At 61.7% G+C, this 14,886-nt stretch carries 13 protein-coding genes; 4 read left to right on the top strand and 9 right to left on the bottom strand.

The window, feature by feature from the left end; translation table 11 throughout:
• Positions 1-51: 51 nt before the first annotated feature.
• The 9 genes from DSOUD_RS02925 to DSOUD_RS02965 all read right to left on the bottom strand — a co-directional run bounded on the left by DSOUD_RS02925 (position 52) and on the right by DSOUD_RS02965 (position 9,439).
• Positions 52-1,269, bottom strand: a complete 1,218-nt coding sequence (locus tag DSOUD_RS02925) for a molybdopterin molybdotransferase MoeA (protein ID WP_053549596.1) — start codon at positions 1,267-1,269, stop codon at positions 52-54.
• A gap of 84 nt (positions 1,270-1,353) precedes the next feature.
• Entirely contained in the window at positions 1,354-1,731 is a 378-nt protein-coding gene (locus tag DSOUD_RS02930) for a winged helix-turn-helix domain-containing protein (RefSeq protein ID WP_053549597.1), read from the bottom strand.
• Complete coding sequence (gene mobB / locus DSOUD_RS02935; RefSeq protein WP_053549598.1) at positions 1,728-2,237, bottom strand: molybdopterin-guanine dinucleotide biosynthesis protein B; 510 nt, start codon at positions 2,235-2,237, stop codon at positions 1,728-1,730. The genes DSOUD_RS02930 and mobB overlap by 4 nt, the downstream gene beginning before the upstream one ends.
• Positions 2,234-2,851, bottom strand: a complete 618-nt coding sequence (gene mobA, locus DSOUD_RS02940; RefSeq protein WP_053549599.1) for a molybdenum cofactor guanylyltransferase — start codon at positions 2,849-2,851, stop codon at positions 2,234-2,236. The genes mobB and mobA overlap by 4 nt, the downstream gene beginning before the upstream one ends.
• 411 nt (positions 2,852-3,262) lie before the next feature.
• Positions 3,263-4,411: an NrfD/PsrC family molybdoenzyme membrane anchor subunit gene (gene nrfD / locus DSOUD_RS02945; RefSeq protein WP_082351036.1), complete on the bottom strand. Its 1,149-nt coding sequence runs from the start codon at positions 4,409-4,411 to the stop codon at positions 3,263-3,265.
• A 10-nt stretch (positions 4,412-4,421) separates the two neighbouring features.
• Entirely contained in the window at positions 4,422-4,976 is a 555-nt protein-coding gene (locus DSOUD_RS02950) for a 4Fe-4S dicluster domain-containing protein (RefSeq protein ID WP_053549601.1), read from the bottom strand.
• A 28-nt stretch (positions 4,977-5,004) separates the two neighbouring features.
• The gene (locus tag DSOUD_RS02955) at positions 5,005-7,206 is read right to left on the bottom strand and encodes a molybdopterin-containing oxidoreductase family protein (protein WP_053549602.1); all 2,202 of its coding nucleotides are present in this window, start codon (positions 7,204-7,206) and stop codon (positions 5,005-5,007) included.
• A gap of 127 nt (positions 7,207-7,333) precedes the next feature.
• The gene (locus DSOUD_RS02960) at positions 7,334-9,040 is read right to left on the bottom strand and encodes a DUF3373 domain-containing protein (protein WP_053549603.1); all 1,707 of its coding nucleotides are present in this window, start codon (positions 9,038-9,040) and stop codon (positions 7,334-7,336) included.
• Between the two features lie 72 nt (positions 9,041-9,112).
• Positions 9,113-9,439: a c-type cytochrome gene (locus tag DSOUD_RS02965; RefSeq protein ID WP_053549604.1), complete on the bottom strand. Its 327-nt coding sequence runs from the start codon at positions 9,437-9,439 to the stop codon at positions 9,113-9,115.
• 891 nt (positions 9,440-10,330) lie between these two features.
• On the opposite strand from DSOUD_RS02965, the gene ettA reads away from it, so the two are divergent.
• From ettA to DSOUD_RS02985, 4 genes are all read left to right on the top strand, one after another.
• Positions 10,331-12,007: an energy-dependent translational throttle protein EttA gene (ettA, locus tag DSOUD_RS02970; RefSeq protein WP_053549605.1), complete on the top strand. Its 1,677-nt coding sequence runs from the start codon at positions 10,331-10,333 to the stop codon at positions 12,005-12,007.
• A gap of 77 nt (positions 12,008-12,084) precedes the next feature.
• A complete protein-coding gene (locus DSOUD_RS02975; protein ID WP_053549606.1) occupies positions 12,085-12,420 on the top strand; it encodes a hypothetical protein in 336 nt (111 codons plus the stop codon).
• 167 nt (positions 12,421-12,587) lie between these two features.
• Entirely contained in the window at positions 12,588-13,460 is an 873-nt protein-coding gene (locus tag DSOUD_RS02980; protein WP_232426489.1) for a site-specific integrase, read from the top strand.
• The gene (locus DSOUD_RS02985) at positions 13,457-14,560 is read left to right on the top strand and encodes an IS91 family transposase (RefSeq protein ID WP_053549608.1); all 1,104 of its coding nucleotides are present in this window, start codon (positions 13,457-13,459) and stop codon (positions 14,558-14,560) included. The genes DSOUD_RS02980 and DSOUD_RS02985 overlap by 4 nt, the downstream gene beginning before the upstream one ends.
• The last annotated feature ends 326 nt before the right edge of the window (positions 14,561-14,886 follow it).

Raw genomic sequence — 14,886 nt, forward strand, 5'->3', positions numbered from 1 at the left:
TTGAGGTCCTATGTTACTCTTTTTTCAGAAAAATCTCAATAGACGTATACGTCATGCGGGGATTGCGGCGCCGGGGGGGAGGCGCAGCAGAAGCACCTCGACCTCGCTGCCGGCGGAAATCTCCCCGCTCCCTCCGGGTACCGGCAGCAACGCCTGCGAACCCTGGATACTGCGGTTCTGCCCCGAACCCTGGCGCCCCGAAGGGGTGAAGAGGTAGCGGCCGTCCCGCTCGGCGAGGGTTCCCCAGAGAAAGCGTTGCCGCTTTTCGCCGCCGCTGACGGCCGTCGTGAGGGTCACGGCCAGGCGCGGCTGCAGGGGGTCGCCGTGCCCGGCGAGACGGCGCAGGGCCGGGCGGGCGAAGAGTTCGAAGGTCGCCGCAGAGGCGGCGGGATTGCCGGGGAGGCCGAAGACCAGGGTCGAGCCGCAGCGGCCGAAGAGGAGAGGCTTGCCCGGTTTGATGGCGACCTTCCAGAAACCGAGTTCGAAGCCCTGGGCCACCAGGGTCTCCTGGACGTGGTCGCGGTCGCCGACGGAAACGCCGCCGGTGGTCATCAGGACGTCGGCTTCCAGCCCCCGGGCGATGCGGGCGCCGAGGCCGCCGCGTTCGTCGCGGGCAATGCCGAGGGGGATCACCGTGCACCCCTCCTCCTGGAGTCGCGCCGCCAGCAGGTGGTAGTTCGAGTTGACGATCTGTCCCGGTCCCGGGGTCTGGCCGAGTTCCACCAGTTCGTCGCCGGTGGAAAGGAGTGCGACCCGCGGAGTGCGGACAACCCGGACCCGCTGCGCTCCGGCGGCCGCCAGGATCCCCATCTCACCGGAATGGAGGGGAGTTCCGGCAGGGAGGACGGTCTCGCCGGCCTGCAGTTCCTCTCCCCGGCGGCGCACGTGCTGCCCTGCCTTAGGCGTGCGCTCGAGGCGGATGGTTCCTCCGCTTGCCTTGACATCCTCGATCGGCACCACGGTGTCGCTCCCCGCCGGGAGGGGGGCGCCGGTCATGATCTTGATCGCCTCCCCTTCAGCCAGGGACGTTTCGTGGCTGGCCCCGGCGGGGAGAAATCCGGCGACGCGCAGCTCGCAGCCGGCCTCCTGGCCGGCAAAGGGGAAGGCGTAGCCGTCCATGGCCGAGTTGTCCGCCGGCGGCAGGTCCCAGCGGGCCGTTACCGGCTCGGCCAGAACCCGGCCGAGGGCATCGCCGAGGGGGAGGTCCTCCGCCGCCAGAGGGACGACCGTGCGCAGGATCAGATCGACGGCTTCCTTGTAGGTCAACATTGCAAGTGACTCCTTTTCAAACCCCAAAAAGCTTTGTTGCGAGACTTCTCCTTGGTGCTTTGGTGGCAATACCGTAGTTATGTTTTACGATTTGTCGACCTTCGGCTCTTCGCCGGGATTTAGAGGGAGAAAGTCGGCGGCGAAGCGGGCGTCGACGTACTCCTGCACCCCGCGGTTGAGGGCGTCGAACTTCTCGAGGAGGAGCAGCGTCTCGGCGGTCAGGGTGGTGGTCCCCCCGCGGGCGCCCCCCTTGCGGCGGTGGACCAGGGGAAAGCGCACCCGTTTCTCCATGTTCTCGATGAAGCTCCAGGCCTTGCGGTAACTGATCCCCATCTGCCGGGCGGCGCCGCTGATGGACCCGCAGTCGTCGATGAGGCGCAGCAGACGCTCGCGCCCCTCGCCGAGAAACGGCGCCCCCTCGGTCTCGAGCCAGACCTTGGAGCGGACCTCAAGGCCGTTCATCGCAGAAAACGCTCCTCGATGAGGTCGCAGAGGCCGGCGGCGTCGTTAATGTCGAAGAGGGGGACGTCGAGGTCGAGGGGCTCGTCGGAGGCGACGGCCAGAAGCGCCGGGTCGTGAAGTTCGCCGCGGCAGAGGAGGTCTTTGCGCACCTCGCGGCGGTGAACCTCGATCTTCGGCAGGGGGCTCTTCTTGAATCCCTCGGTGAGGAGGATGTCGACGTCGTTAAAGTAGCGGTCGATGGTCTCTTCGAGCGTCGGTTCGACTTCGTCGGAGTGGATGCGGACCATGGCGCTCTTTTGCGGCGAGGTCACGACGGTGGTCGCGGCCCCGGCCTTCGTCAGGCGCCAGGAATCCTTCCCCTCGTGGTCGATCTCGAAGCGGTGGGCGTCGTGCTTGAGGGCGCCGACCCGGTAGCCGCGGGCGGTGAGTTCGGCGATGAGTTTTTCGAGGAGGGTGGTCTTGCCGGTGCCGCTTTTGGCCACCACCGAAACGACGGGAGGTCTCATGGCTTGCGCTCCGTAGCCCGGCCGTAGTCGGTCGGGGTGTTGATGTTGACGAAGGCCCGATCGGCCCCGGCCGGGAGTTCCTCGGCCGTCAGGACGCGGACCCTGACCTCGTCGTAGAAGTCGTAAATTCGGCAGCTTCCCTGCCGCAGCATCGCCTCCATCGGCGCCAGGCACCCCTTGCCGTAAAGGGCGAAGAGGGGTTCGAGACCGGTGGCCGTGCGCGGGACGACGACGTCGTAACCGAAGCGCAGGGCAAGGATCTGCCGGATCAGGGCCGGGTCGGGATAGGGCATGTCGCAGGCGGCGACGAAAATCCACTGGGTTTCGGCGGCGGTCAGGCCCGCATGGAGGCCCCCCAGGGCGCTGCCGGGGTAGATGTCCGGAACGAACGGGAGATCGGGACGGGCCAGGTCGGGGCGCTCGCCGGCGATGAGCAGCCGGGAGAAGAGGGGAGTCATGACCGAGAGCACCCGCTCGAAGAGGGGGACGCCGTCGACCTCGAGGAGCGCCTTGTCCCGTCCCATGCGCGAGCTCCGTCCTCCGGCGAGGATGACCCCGGTGACGTCCTGCAGCGGTTCCCCCGGCGGGGCGTTGTCGATATGCGGAATTTGCATAACGGGGACAGTATAGTCGCGGGTCAGGGCCGGTGCAAGAGAAATATTCCGATTTCAATATGTCTTGCGAAGGTTCGATCTGACTTGTCCCGGAGGCCGTTCCGTACGTGAAAAATGGAAACAAGGCAAGATAAAGGTTTTAACGCAGAGGCGCAGAGAATGGAGAGGCGCAGAGATCGGAGAGTCGGAAGAGATCGGAGAGTCGGAAGAGATCGGAGAGTCGGAAGAGATCGGAGAGTCGGAAGAGATTACGGCGGGAATGAAAGCGATCGTTTCTCTGCCGTCCTCTCCCTCTCAGCGTCTCTGCGTTGAAAAGGTTTTTTCGATTCAAAAAAAAAGGGCCGGCGCAAAGGCCGGCCCAAGGAGGCAGGGGATGAAGGGCCCCTGTTGCTGCATATCATATTGTCAAATTTAGTGTTTCTGCTCTCCGAGAGACAGGAACTTCTCGGCGATCGAGTAGAGAAGGAGGCAGAAGGCCATGGCGCCGATCACGATACCCAACTCGGTGATCGAGGGGGTGTAGGTGAGGAGACCGTTGACGAGGCCGTCGACCCCCTCACGCATCGGCACCAGTTGCCCAGCGATCACCAGGTCGTAGCGCATGAAAAAGATCCCCACCGTCGACAGCAGACCGGCGACCATCACGCCGAAGGGTGTGCGGGTGGCGCGGTTGAGGAGGATGGTGACGGGGATCAACAGTCCTATCAGCACTTCGAAGAACCAGAAGTTGAAGGCCAGGGGACCGGTGAGGGTGGCCATGGTCGCCTCATATTTTCCGGGAGGCTGACCGTAAAGGCCCGGGATGATCTTCCAGATGACGAAGAAGATCAGGATGACTAGAAACAGGGCCTGCAGTTTGCCGAGGGAGACCATGAAGTCCTGGTAAGCTTTCGGCAGGTCGATACCGCGGAACTTGTGGTTGAAATAGACGAACAGAGCCACCAGCGCCCCTCCGGAAACCAGGGCCGAGAGGATGAAGTAGATCGGCAGGAAGGAGCCGTGCCAGTAGGGGCGGGCCTCCAGCAGTCCGAAGACGGCGCCGAGGTTGGAGTGGGCGGAGACGGCGGCGATAAAGCCGATCATCCCCAGGGCGAAGGCCCCCTTGTGGTGGCCGCGCATCAGAAAATAGAACTCGCCGCACAAAAGGGCGAGGTAAAGCCCGTAGAGCGTTCCCATCCACCAGATCGGTGAGGAGAAGTTGGGGCTGAGGATGGCGTAGATCCCCAAGCGGATCGGATGATTGATTTCCATGCCGATGGCGCCGAACCCGGTGATCAGGGTGATGATCGCCAGGATGATGGCGCGGCGGCCGATGAGTTCGAACTTCTCGATGCCGAAAACGTGACCGAGGCTCGATACCAGACAGAGGCCGGTGCTCGAAACGACGAAAAAGACGTAGGTCGCAATGAGAATCCCCCAGGGGACTTCCCTTGTCACGTTGTAGACGTGGGCGTGCCCCTGGATCAGCACGTTCACGGCGGAGACGGCCCCTATGAGGACACCCGCACCGAGGAGGGCGAACCACAACAGCTCGCCTGGACGTTTGGCAGTAGCAGTCATGACGTTCTCCTTAAATGATGTAGTAGAGGTACGGTTTGGTCCCCATCTCCGGCTTGACGACCCGGTGGGGATATTTGGCGACCAGGAGCGAGACTTCACTGCAGGGATCGTTGAGGTCGCCGAAGACCCGGACCTTGGTCGGGCAGGTTTCGACGCAGGCCGGCAGACGCCCCTGGTAGACCCGGTGGGCGCAGAAGGTGCACTTGTCGACGGCCTCGATTTCCTCGTTGTAGTAACGGGCGTTGTAGGGGCAGGCGGTCATGCAGTATTTGCAGCCGATGCACTTCTTCTCTTCGACGGTGACGATGCCGTCGGCGTTGACGCCGGTGGCACCCGTCGGACAGACATGGTCGCAGGGGGCATTTGAACAGTGCATGCACTGCCCGGGAGTGAAGGTCTGCCCCAGGTGGGGGTAGGTTCCCCGGACCTCTCCCTGGTCGACCCAGTTACGGTAGTTGTCGCGCCCCAGGGGGACGTTGTTTTCCGCCTTGCAGGCCACCGTGCAGGCCTTGCAGTCGATACACTTGCGCGTATCGAGCACGATGGCGAACCTTTTGTTTTTCATGATCAGGACTCCTTGTGCTTAAGCCGGGTCAGGCCGGAAAGATTTCGACGAAGGTCTCGTGCATCGCCACGTTGCCGGAAATCGGGCAGGTTTTCTCCTCGATCAGGGCCGCGTCGCAACCCCCCTTGCCGTAGATGTTGGTCAGACCCTTGGAGATGACCCCGAAGCCGTGGGCCATGTAGACCGTGTCGGGGCGGATTTTCTGCGTGACCTCGAGAGGGAGCTGCTCCTCGCCGACGGAACTCTTCACCCGGACCATCTGGCCGTTTTTCAGGCCGAGGCGCTGGGCCTCCACCGGGTTGAGCCACAGGGCGTTGTTCGGCATGATGTCGTGAAGGTACGAGACGTTGGCGGTGGTGCCGTGGGTGAAGTAGGCGTGGCGGCCAACCACCAGGCGGTATTTGCCGCTGGGAACCGCCGTCGGCGACTGATAGACCGGCAGGGGGTCGAGACCCTTTTCGGCGTACTTCTCCGAGTAGATCTCGATCTTGCCGCTCTTGGTCTTGAGCTTCTTGCCGAAGGTCTTGCCGTAAACCGGCTCCTCCGATTCGAGATAGACCCCCTTGCTCTTGAGATCTTCGAGGATTTTGGGGTTGTTCTTCACCTGGTGATGGATGTGCTCGTCCATGGTGAAGTCGAACTGCTCGTAGATTTCGTCTCCGAGGCGTTTGGCGATCTGCTGCATGATCCACAGGTTCGGTTTGCTCTCGAACATCGCCTCGATGCAGGGCTGCCGGAAAGCAACGACCGGCACCAGTCCGCCGAGACCCTCGAGGGGGTCCTGGCGCTCGAGATAAGTGGCCTCGGGGAGAACCACGTCGGAGAGCCAGGCGGTGTCGCTCATGGTGATGTCGATGGTGCAGATGAAGTCCATCTGGTCCATCATCTTCAGGGTCTTGGCCCGGTTGGGAACCGACGAAACCACGTTCTGCTTGTAGATCATCATCCCCTTCACCGGGTAGGGCTTTCCTTCGAGCACCCGGTCGCGGAAGAGGGGCCAGGAACCGTCCTTCTCGGCGAGATAGGCGACGGCCCCGTCTTCGAGGCGGACCGGGACATCGTCATACCAGGGGGCGAGGTATTCATGCGCTGTCAGCTTGATGCTGCTGTTGGGGACCAGACCCCCCTTGACGTCCCAGTTGCCGATGACGGCATTGAGGATCGCCATGGCGCGGCGCATCTGGGTGTCGTTGGCGAAAAAGGAGGAGCGCCGCCCCTGGTAGTAGACGGCCTTGGGAGCCGCAGCGGCGAACTCGCGGGCGATGCGGCGGATGTCGGCGGCCGGGATGTCGCACTCGGTCGACGCCCATTCGGGGGTGTAGGGAGCGATGTGCGGGATCAGCTGGTCGAAGCCGACGGTCTGGGTCTTGACGAAATCCCGGGCATACAAGCCCTCATTGACGATGACGTGGATCATGGCGAGGATGAAGGCCATGTCCGTGCCGGGCTTGATCGGATACCATTCATCGGCCTTGGCCGCGGTCTTGGTGAAGCGCGGGTCGAGGTAGATGAGCTTGCGCCGGCCGCCGTCCCCTTTGAGCATGTCGATGGAGTCGGGGGTGATGAGCGCCTCGGAGCGGTTGGCGCCGCTCATGATGATGTAGTCGGCGTTGAGAACATCGGGCGTCGGGTTGGTGCCGTAGGTGGCGCCGAAACCCTGGATGTTGGAGGACAGGCACAGGGACGGGTGGCGGAGAGTGTTGGGGGAGCCGTAACACTCGGCGAGCTGCAGGAAGAAGTGCTCCTGAAAGGTCCCCTCGGTGGAGGCGAACATCATCCCGGCGCGGGTGTATTTATCGCCGATCTCGTTCATGTTCTTAGCGACCAGGTCGAGGGCCTCTTCCCAGCTGGCGCGGCGCCATTTGCCCTCGCCACGTTTGCCGACCCGGATCAGGGGGTACTTGAGGCGATCGGGATCGTAGACCACCTTGGTCCCCGAGTTGCCGCGGGCGCAGAGCATGGCCCGGCTCTTGACGAAGTTGGGGTTGGGATCGAGCTTGAAAATCACGCCGTCGCGGACCCGGGCGATGACTCCGCACTTGTTTACGCACATGCCGCAGCTGGTGAAGATGTCTTTGGTGGGGAGGGTGGTGGGTTCTCCCACCTCTCCAGTCTTGGCCAGCGCCCGCAGCACCTTGACCTGCGAACCGACCGTGACCGTGGCCAGGGCGCAGGACGAGAGCCCCAGGAAGCGGCGGCGACTCAATTTTTTTTCAGTAGGACCTGACACGTCAGTCTCCTTTGCAGATGGATCTATCGGTTATCATTCTGTTAATTTGAATTATTGCATATTTGGCGGTTAAAAGCGGGGAGAGGCGCCTGGGCTCCTCTCCCCGCGGATTATAGCACGACTGCGACTAGAATTGAACCGTCAGAGAGGCGTAGCCGTCCCAGGCCTTGTCGACTGCCGGGAGCATGGAGAAGGCGGTTCCGTTCTGCACATCTTCGATCTTGTGCGGTGTACCGACGGGGGAGCCGCTGCCGGTGTACTCGTAATCGTAATAGAGGCCGCCGACTTTGATGAACATGTTGGGATTGATGTCGATGATGTAGTAAGCCTCGCCGACCTGACCGCGGGTGGCGAGCTTGCTGCCGATCATGTCGTCCTGGGCCTGGGTGAAGGGGGTCCAGAACTCGGATCCGTAGTTGTACTCGAGGCCCAATTTGCCGGCCGGAGCGGGGATCTGCAGACCGACGTAGACGCCGTATCCTTCTTCCTTGTCGCTGGAGGTGGCGCGGGCCGGGGTCATGATGATTTCGCTTCCGTCGGCATTCAGTTCAGCCTGGAAGACCGCATCGGAGAGCATGCCGCCGAACATGCCGGCCTTGCCGTTGGAGTCGGTCTGGGTGGCGGAAACCGAAGCGAACCACTTGATGCCGTTCATCTCTTCACGAGTGAAGCCAACGCCGGCGAGATTGATGTCGCCGATAACCGTGCTCGGCTGAACACGGGTGACGAAGTTGAAGTTGGGGAACTTTTGCAGATCCTGATAGAGGGTCGGGGCAAACAGGGCCGCGAACTGGTTGGGAAAGGCGATCACGCCCTTGAAACCGTCGTTGACATCCATGGCCCGGAACAGGGTGAACTGGAGGAAGTTGGTGCCGTCGTTGAGGGCGTCGAAGTTGAGGCCGCCCAGGTGGGTGTCCTTGGTGTTGACGGAGTTGTCGTTGAAGAGTTCGCCGTTGCCCCACTCGGACTCGAAGCCCTGGCCGTAGCAGAAACGAATTGTCTGGCCTTCGATGCCGGTGAGTTCACTGAGGTGGTACCCGACGGTGATGCCGTCGAAATTGAAGTTGACAAGATGCCCGGTGGGGGTGCCGCCGCGCATTTCGTTTTCGCGAAACTGAGTGGGGGGACCGTAGGTCGAGGGACGGCGGCCGATGGAGAGATAGGCGTCGCTGCCGCCGATTTCTTTCCAGTCGAAGTAGGCGCGCTCGACGCGCAGCCAGTCGCCGGTGGTGTTGCCGCCGTCGGTGCCGTCCATGGTGAAGGAGTTCCAGGAATCAAAGACCTTGGAACCGGTCGAGTCACCCCAGTTCTTGTACATGGAGAGACGACCGCTGAAGTTGACGTTGCTGGCGACCTTGGCTTTCATGCCGAGGCGCAGGCGGGTCGTGTAAAGGATGTCGTTGTTGATGTCGCTCTTCTGACCGCCCGGGAAGGCGAAGGGACCAACGCCGGAAAGAAGCCCCATTCCAAAGGCAGTCGCCAGGTCGGGGTTCTGGATCAGCATTTTTCCGAGGGGAGAAGTCGGGTCGGCGGGGTCACCGAATGCGCCGCTCATTGCCTTGGCGCCAAAATCATCGAAGTCGACGAGGATCCCGGGATTCCAGGTGACATCCTTATAGTGCAGGGTGTCGGCCTTGACCCGCATATCGCCGTACCAGCTGATGCGGTCGGTGGCGGCGTGCATCCCGTTCCGGTCGACGCGGTCGGAGATGTCTTCGAGCTCGGCGGAGAGCTCCTGGATCTTCTTCTGCAGATCTTCGACGGTCGGCGCGGCCAGGGCTGTGGCAGGAACGGCCAGAGCTGCTACGAGCAGCAGTGCGAACAACTTGCGCATGTAATGCCTCCTCAAAAAAGTAACGAAGGAGGCTGACGCCGGAGGGTCCGGCGTCAGCCGGTTATTCATCGATTAACCGCAGGTTTCCGGCTGATCGGAGTCGGCAGCGTGGTCATACAGGAACTGCTGGATGTCCTTGAGATCCTGCGGGGAGAAGGATTTGATCGCTTCGGGAGCGGCCTTGTGGCCGTCCTTTTCGAAGAAGCGGTCCCACTGGCGCTGGGTCTTGGAGAGGGGGGTCAGGGCGCCTCCTGCGGCTCCAGCGACGTGACAAACCTTGCAGTTCTTCTTGTAGAGGTATTTTCCCTTTTTGGGATTTCCGCCTTCGGCGGCGAGGGCGGACGTTGCGGCAAGAGCCACAATGGCGAGACAGGCGATAATTTTGCTGATGCGTTTCATGTGTTCCTCCATCTGGTGTTTGCTGCTCCGGTGGAGCAGCTTGTGTCACGAGTGCATACGGTGTGCCCCACCCCGGGGCCCTTGCCGTTTTTTGCCTTGCCCGAAATGTCCGGGGATGCGTTTGGGACTTGAATCAAGGTTTCGTAATAGTCGGGAAAGCATTTATCTAAAATTTCTTATATTCTGCTTTCACGATGTGTGCCGAAACCCCCGGTGCGGGCCAAGAGACTGAAAAGAAAAGGATTGTTCCAGCGGAGCGTTTTGGTGAAGATTGCCGAAATGAAACGTCATGTTTCATTTCGGCGCCCGGGAAAATCCCGGCAGAGGCCCCGGTCTGCGCTTTGCCGGCGGCATCGCATCTCCCTGAAACATAACGTCTCACGAAACAAACTGTTTCAGGTCCGGGTCCGGCGGGACGGGTTGGCGGGTCGGCAAAACACATGTGAAAAATTTAACGATAAAAGTCACCAGGGCCTGGGTGATGTTGAAAAGGCAAATTTGGATTAAAGTTACAGGAGGTCAGGGATTAACTGTCGGAGAATTTTCGTCCGGACCCCTTGATTCTCTGATTTGGCGGGGTGCGGTGTGGCATGAGAACCTTTCCTGTCCTGCCGTCGGCGGGCCGATGGGGGTGGGTGCGGTTGGGGGGAGGGGTCATTCATCGGTCGGAGAGGGACGGTCGGTCATTTGGCCGTATTGTTGATGGGCGGGTAGTGAAATGGCCGACCTTCTGTCCTCAGGCCGGGATCGGGAGGTTTCAGGCGGGGATGAAAATGATGTTTCCGCTGGAATAAAGGGGGAAAAGCGGCTACAATCACGGGTCCGCTAGGACTGGTCTCACCGCCCCGAGCGGATGGGCCGCGAATTTAACACTCGGAGGTAAAAAAGGATATGGCAATCGATCCGAATAAAATCATCTACACCATGATGAAGGTTTCCAAGTTCTATGACAAGAAACCGGTCATCAAGGATATCTCTCTTTCCTACTTCTACGGCGCCAAGATCGGTGTGCTCGGTCTCAACGGCAGCGGCAAGAGTTCGCTGCTGCGCATCCTCGCCGGGGTCGACAAGGATTTTAACGGCCAGGCGGTCCTCTCCCCCGGCTACACCGTCGGCTACCTCGAGCAGGAGCCGCTGGTCGACTGCACCAAGACCGTGCGCGAAGTGGTGGAAGAAGGGGTGCAGGAAACCGTCGACCTCCTCAAGGAGTTCGAGGAGATCAACGCCGCCTTCGCCGATCCCGACGCCGACATGGAGAAGCTCTGCGACCGGCAGGCCAGGGTGCAGGAAAGGCTCGATGCCCTCGACGCCTGGGAGCTCGATTCGCGGCTCGAGATGGCGATGGACGCCCTGCGCTGTCCGCCGGAGGATGCCAGGGTCGCCGTCCTCTCCGGAGGCGAGAAGCGCCGCGTCGCCCTCTGCCGTTTGCTGCTGCAGAAACCGGACATCCTCCTCCTCGATGAGCCGACCAACCACCTCGACGCCGAGTCGGTCGCCTGGCTCGAACATCACCTGCAGCAGTACGCCGGCACCATCATCGCCGTCACCCATGACCGGTACTTCCTCGACAACGTCGCCGGCTGGATCCTCGAGCTCGACCGCGGCGAGGGGATTCCCTGGAAGGGGAACTACTCCTCCTGGCTGGAACAGAAGCAGGAGCGCCTGCGCCGCGAGGAGAAGTCCGAAGGGAGCCGGCAGAAGACTCTGGAGCGGGAGCTGGAGTGGATCCGCATGAGCGCCAAGGGGCGTCACTCCAAGAGCCAGGCCCGTATCAGCGCCTATGAAAAGCTCCTGGGGCAGGAGGTGCAGAAGCAGGACAAGGAACTCGAGCTCTACATCCCGCCGGGACCCCGCCTCGGCGACATCGTCATCGAGGCCGATGGGGTGAGCAAGGCCTACGGCGATCGTCTTCTTTACGAGAACCTCAGCTTCCGCCTCCCCCCCGGCGGCATTGTCGGCATCATCGGCCCCAACGGCGCCGGCAAGACGACCCTCTTCCGCCTCATCACCGGCCAGGAGAAGGCCGACGGCGGAACCTTCAAGATCGGCGAGACGGTCAAGCTGGCCTACGTCGACCAGAGCCGGGAGCTCGACGGCAACAAGAGCCTCTATGAAGAGATCACCGGCGGCCAGGAACAGATCGCCTTCGGCCAGGTGCTGGTCAACGCGCGGGCCTACGTCTCGCGCTTCAACTTCTCGGGGAGCGATCAGCAGAAGAAGGTCTCCACCCTCTCCGGCGGCCAGCGCAACCGGGTTCACCTGGCGAAGATGCTCAAAGAAGGGGCCAACGTCCTCCTCCTCGACGAGCCGACCAACGACCTCGACATCAACACCATGCGGGCCCTCGAAGAGGCGCTGGAGAACTTCGCCGGCTGCGCCGTGGTCATCAGCCATGATCGCTGGTTTCTCGACCGTATCGCCACCCACATCCTTGCCTTCGAAGGGGACAGCCAGGTGGTCTGGTTCGAGGGAAACTTCTCCGAGTACGAGGAGGACAAGAAACGCCGCCTCGGCGCCGAAGCCGAGCGTCCTCATCGCATCAAGTACCGGCAGCTGACCCGCGGATAAGCGCGTCCCCGGACAGTAAACCGCAGACGCGCGTCCCCCGGTGAAGAGGCCCGGCCGCTGCAGGAGAGCAGGATCAGATGACCGAAAAGACGAATGGTTCCGGCCTCTGGCAGAAGGTTCCGGCTCTCACCGCCGCCTTCAGCGGCAAAGGGATCGGTCCGACCAACTTTGCCGATCCCGCCGTCCGCACCCTGCTGGTGGCCAAGGCCCGCTGGCTCGCCCTGCTGGTGGTCGGCCTCTACGGCACCTGTGCCATGGTGATGTTCATCCGGAGTCCCTACGGCTTTTTCCTCAGCCATCCCCAGGTCCTCTTCCTGGCCGGTGCTGTGGCCTTCATGGTCGTCTACAACGGCCTCTGTCACTTCTTTTACGAAAAAATCAACCAGCTGCGCTGCAACGCCCAGTTCAAGTAAGCCGCTTCGCGGCAGAAGTTCCTAAAATCAACATCTTACATTCCAGCCTTCACACCCTACTTCCCCATCGCCCCCAAAAAAAGCTTCCGTACCAGCCGATCATCTGCTTTTCCTATCCACAAGCCGTATCTGGCGGCGAAACTTCAACTGTGGGAAGGAGAAACGTGATGACCGACTGGTACGAAAAATCAATGCGCGCTCTGCAACTGGCCGGCAAGGGGGAACGCACCCAGCAGGCCTACACCCGGTCCGTGCGCAAGCTGGTGGAGTTCTTCGACAAGTCCCCGGAGCTGATCTCGGAGACGGAGCTGCAGGATTACTTTCTGCACCGCCGTATCGTCGACGAGTGGTCGCCGAACACCATGCGGATCTGCCATGCCGGAATCCGCTTTTTCTTCGCCCATGTGCTGGAGCGCGACTGGCGGACCTTCGACTACCTGGGCGCCCAGAAGGAGTTCCGGCTGCCGACGGTCTTAAGTCGGGAGGAGGTGCGCCGGGTGCTGTCCTGCGTCTACACCTTCCACAACCGCGCCTACCTCTCCACCGCCTATGCCTGCGGTCTGCGTCTGCAGGAGGCGCTGTACCTGGAGATTTCGGATATCGACAGCGACCGAATGATGCTCCACGTCCATCGCGGAAAGGGGTCCAGGGACCGCTTCGTGCCGCTGCCATCGAAAGTGCTGCCGATGCTGCGTTCTTACTGGAAGACTCACCGGCATCCGCGCCTGCTCTTTCCGGCGTTGGGGCGCAATGGCAAGAACGCGGCAAAGGCTCAGTACCCCATGGCGATCAGCAGCGTTCAGGGGGCCATGAAAAACGCCGTGCGGGAGGCGGGCATCCACAAAAAGAACGTGAGGATTCACACCCTGCGTCACTCCTACGCCACCCACCTCCTCGAAGAGGGGGTGAACCTGCGGGTCATCCAGCGCTATCTGGGCCACGCTTCCATCGAGACGACCATGATCTATCTGCACCTGACCCAGAAAGGGAATGAGGATGCCTCTCAGCTGATCAACGCCCTGATGGAGGATCTGCGATGAGCCGCATCAATGAGATCTTCCGCACCTTTGCTCCCGAGTATCTGCGCCGCTTCGGCGACTCCATGCCCGCCGAACACAGAAAGGTAATCGACGCCATCATCAACTGCCGCACAGAGGTCAACGGTTCGGTGGTCTACCACTGCCAGGACTGCAATCAGCTTCACCTGGTGCATCGCGGCTGCGGCAACCGCCATTGCCCGGGATGCCAGAATCACAAGAGCCGCCAGTGGTTGGACAAGCAACTGCGGCGACAGTTGCCGGGGCACCACTTCATGCTGACCTTCACCGTGCCGCAGGAGCTCCGAGGGTTTCTCCGCAGCCACCAGCGCATCGGCTACGCGGCACTGTTCGCGGCGTCTTCGGAAGCGATCAAGGCGCTTTGCACCGATCCTCGCTTTACCGGCGGCGACACTCCGGGCTTCTTCGGCGTGCTGCACACCTGGGGACGCCAGTTGCAGTACCATCCGCATATCCACTATGTGGTCCCGGGAGGGATGCTGGCGAGTCAAAGCGGCCAGTGGCATCCCTCGGCAGTCAATTTCTACCTGCCGGTTCAGGCATTGTCAAAGATCGTCCGGGCCAAGTTCCGTGACCGGATGGCCAAGGCGGAGCTGCTGTCCGAAATCCCGGCCGAGGTCTGGGCCACCGACTGGAACGTCAACTCCCAGGCCGTCGGGAGTGCCGAGGCCTCCATCAAGTACCTCACCCCCTACGTCTTTCGGGTGGCGATCTCCAACAGCCGCATCGTCAAGGTCGAGGATGGCAAAGTCTTCCTCCACTACAGAAAGACTGGCAGCAATCGCCTGCGCACCCTGGCGCTCGACGCCCTGGAGTTCCTCCGGCGTTTCCTCCAGCACGTGCTCCCCACAGGTTTCATGAAGGTGCGTTACTACGGTTTCCTCAGCCCCGGCTCCAAGGTGCCTCTGGAGGAGGTGCGTGCAAGAATCGAGATGGCCTTCGGCTTCGAGCTCACCACCCCGGAGGTGGAGCCGGAGCCACCGCCGCAGATCGTCTGCCGGCACTGCGGGCACGAACTCGTCTACCGCTACTCGATCCTGCCCCACAGACGCCGACTTGCCGCAGAGGTGCCATCGGGATAAGCCGGAACGGAGATCCGCAGCCATATACCAATGAGGGTGGCAGTAGCCCGACGGGTCGTACTCCCGGAACGGGCCGGGTGAGGTTTGCCCAAAACCCAGCAAAATGGCCCGATTCTACTGCATTGAACCCGTTGGGAAAGGCCATGGGCCCGAGAGGATCGCCGAAAAAGGACCATTGATCGTCCCATCCCCCGCTTTCAACACCCGTTCGTCCCCGCCACGAGCCACACCCCACCCCTGACCAAAAAACCAATACCCTTATCTCAAAGATCCGTGCCCAATTGCCGGGCTTCATGAACAATGGATTGAGACGACCTTTCAGGTCG

The organism is Desulfuromonas soudanensis, assembly GCF_001278055.1.
GTDB classification, from domain to species: domain Bacteria; phylum Desulfobacterota; class Desulfuromonadia; order Desulfuromonadales; family WTL; genus Deferrimonas; species Deferrimonas soudanensis.

What these genes read in the sequence shown, in the direction of transcription:
- DSOUD_RS02925 (WP_053549596.1), bottom strand. Translation starts at nt 1,269, where the DNA reads ATGTTGACCTACAAGGAAGCCGTCGATCTGATCCTGCGCACGGTCGTC.
- DSOUD_RS02930 (WP_053549597.1), bottom strand. Translation starts at nt 1,731, where the DNA reads ATGAACGGCCTTGAGGTCCGCTCCAAGGTCTGGCTCGAGACCGAGGGG.
- mobB (WP_053549598.1), bottom strand. Translation starts at nt 2,237, where the DNA reads ATGAGACCTCCCGTCGTTTCGGTGGTGGCCAAAAGCGGCACCGGCAAG.
- mobA (WP_053549599.1), bottom strand. Translation starts at nt 2,851, where the DNA reads ATGCAAATTCCGCATATCGACAACGCCCCGCCGGGGGAACCGCTGCAG.
- nrfD (WP_082351036.1), bottom strand. Translation starts at nt 4,411, where the DNA reads ATGACTGCTACTGCCAAACGTCCAGGCGAGCTGTTGTGGTTCGCCCTC.
- DSOUD_RS02950 (WP_053549601.1), bottom strand. Translation starts at nt 4,976, where the DNA reads ATGAAAAACAAAAGGTTCGCCATCGTGCTCGATACGCGCAAGTGTATC.
- DSOUD_RS02960 (WP_053549603.1), bottom strand. Translation starts at nt 9,040, where the DNA reads ATGCGCAAGTTGTTCGCACTGCTGCTCGTAGCAGCTCTGGCCGTTCCT.
- DSOUD_RS02965 (WP_053549604.1), bottom strand. Translation starts at nt 9,439, where the DNA reads ATGAAACGCATCAGCAAAATTATCGCCTGTCTCGCCATTGTGGCTCTT.
- ettA (WP_053549605.1), top strand. Translation starts at nt 10,331, where the DNA reads ATGGCAATCGATCCGAATAAAATCATCTACACCATGATGAAGGTTTCC.
- DSOUD_RS02975 (WP_053549606.1), top strand. Translation starts at nt 12,085, where the DNA reads ATGACCGAAAAGACGAATGGTTCCGGCCTCTGGCAGAAGGTTCCGGCT.
- DSOUD_RS02980 (WP_232426489.1), top strand. Translation starts at nt 12,588, where the DNA reads ATGACCGACTGGTACGAAAAATCAATGCGCGCTCTGCAACTGGCCGGC.
- DSOUD_RS02985 (WP_053549608.1), top strand. Translation starts at nt 13,457, where the DNA reads ATGAGCCGCATCAATGAGATCTTCCGCACCTTTGCTCCCGAGTATCTG.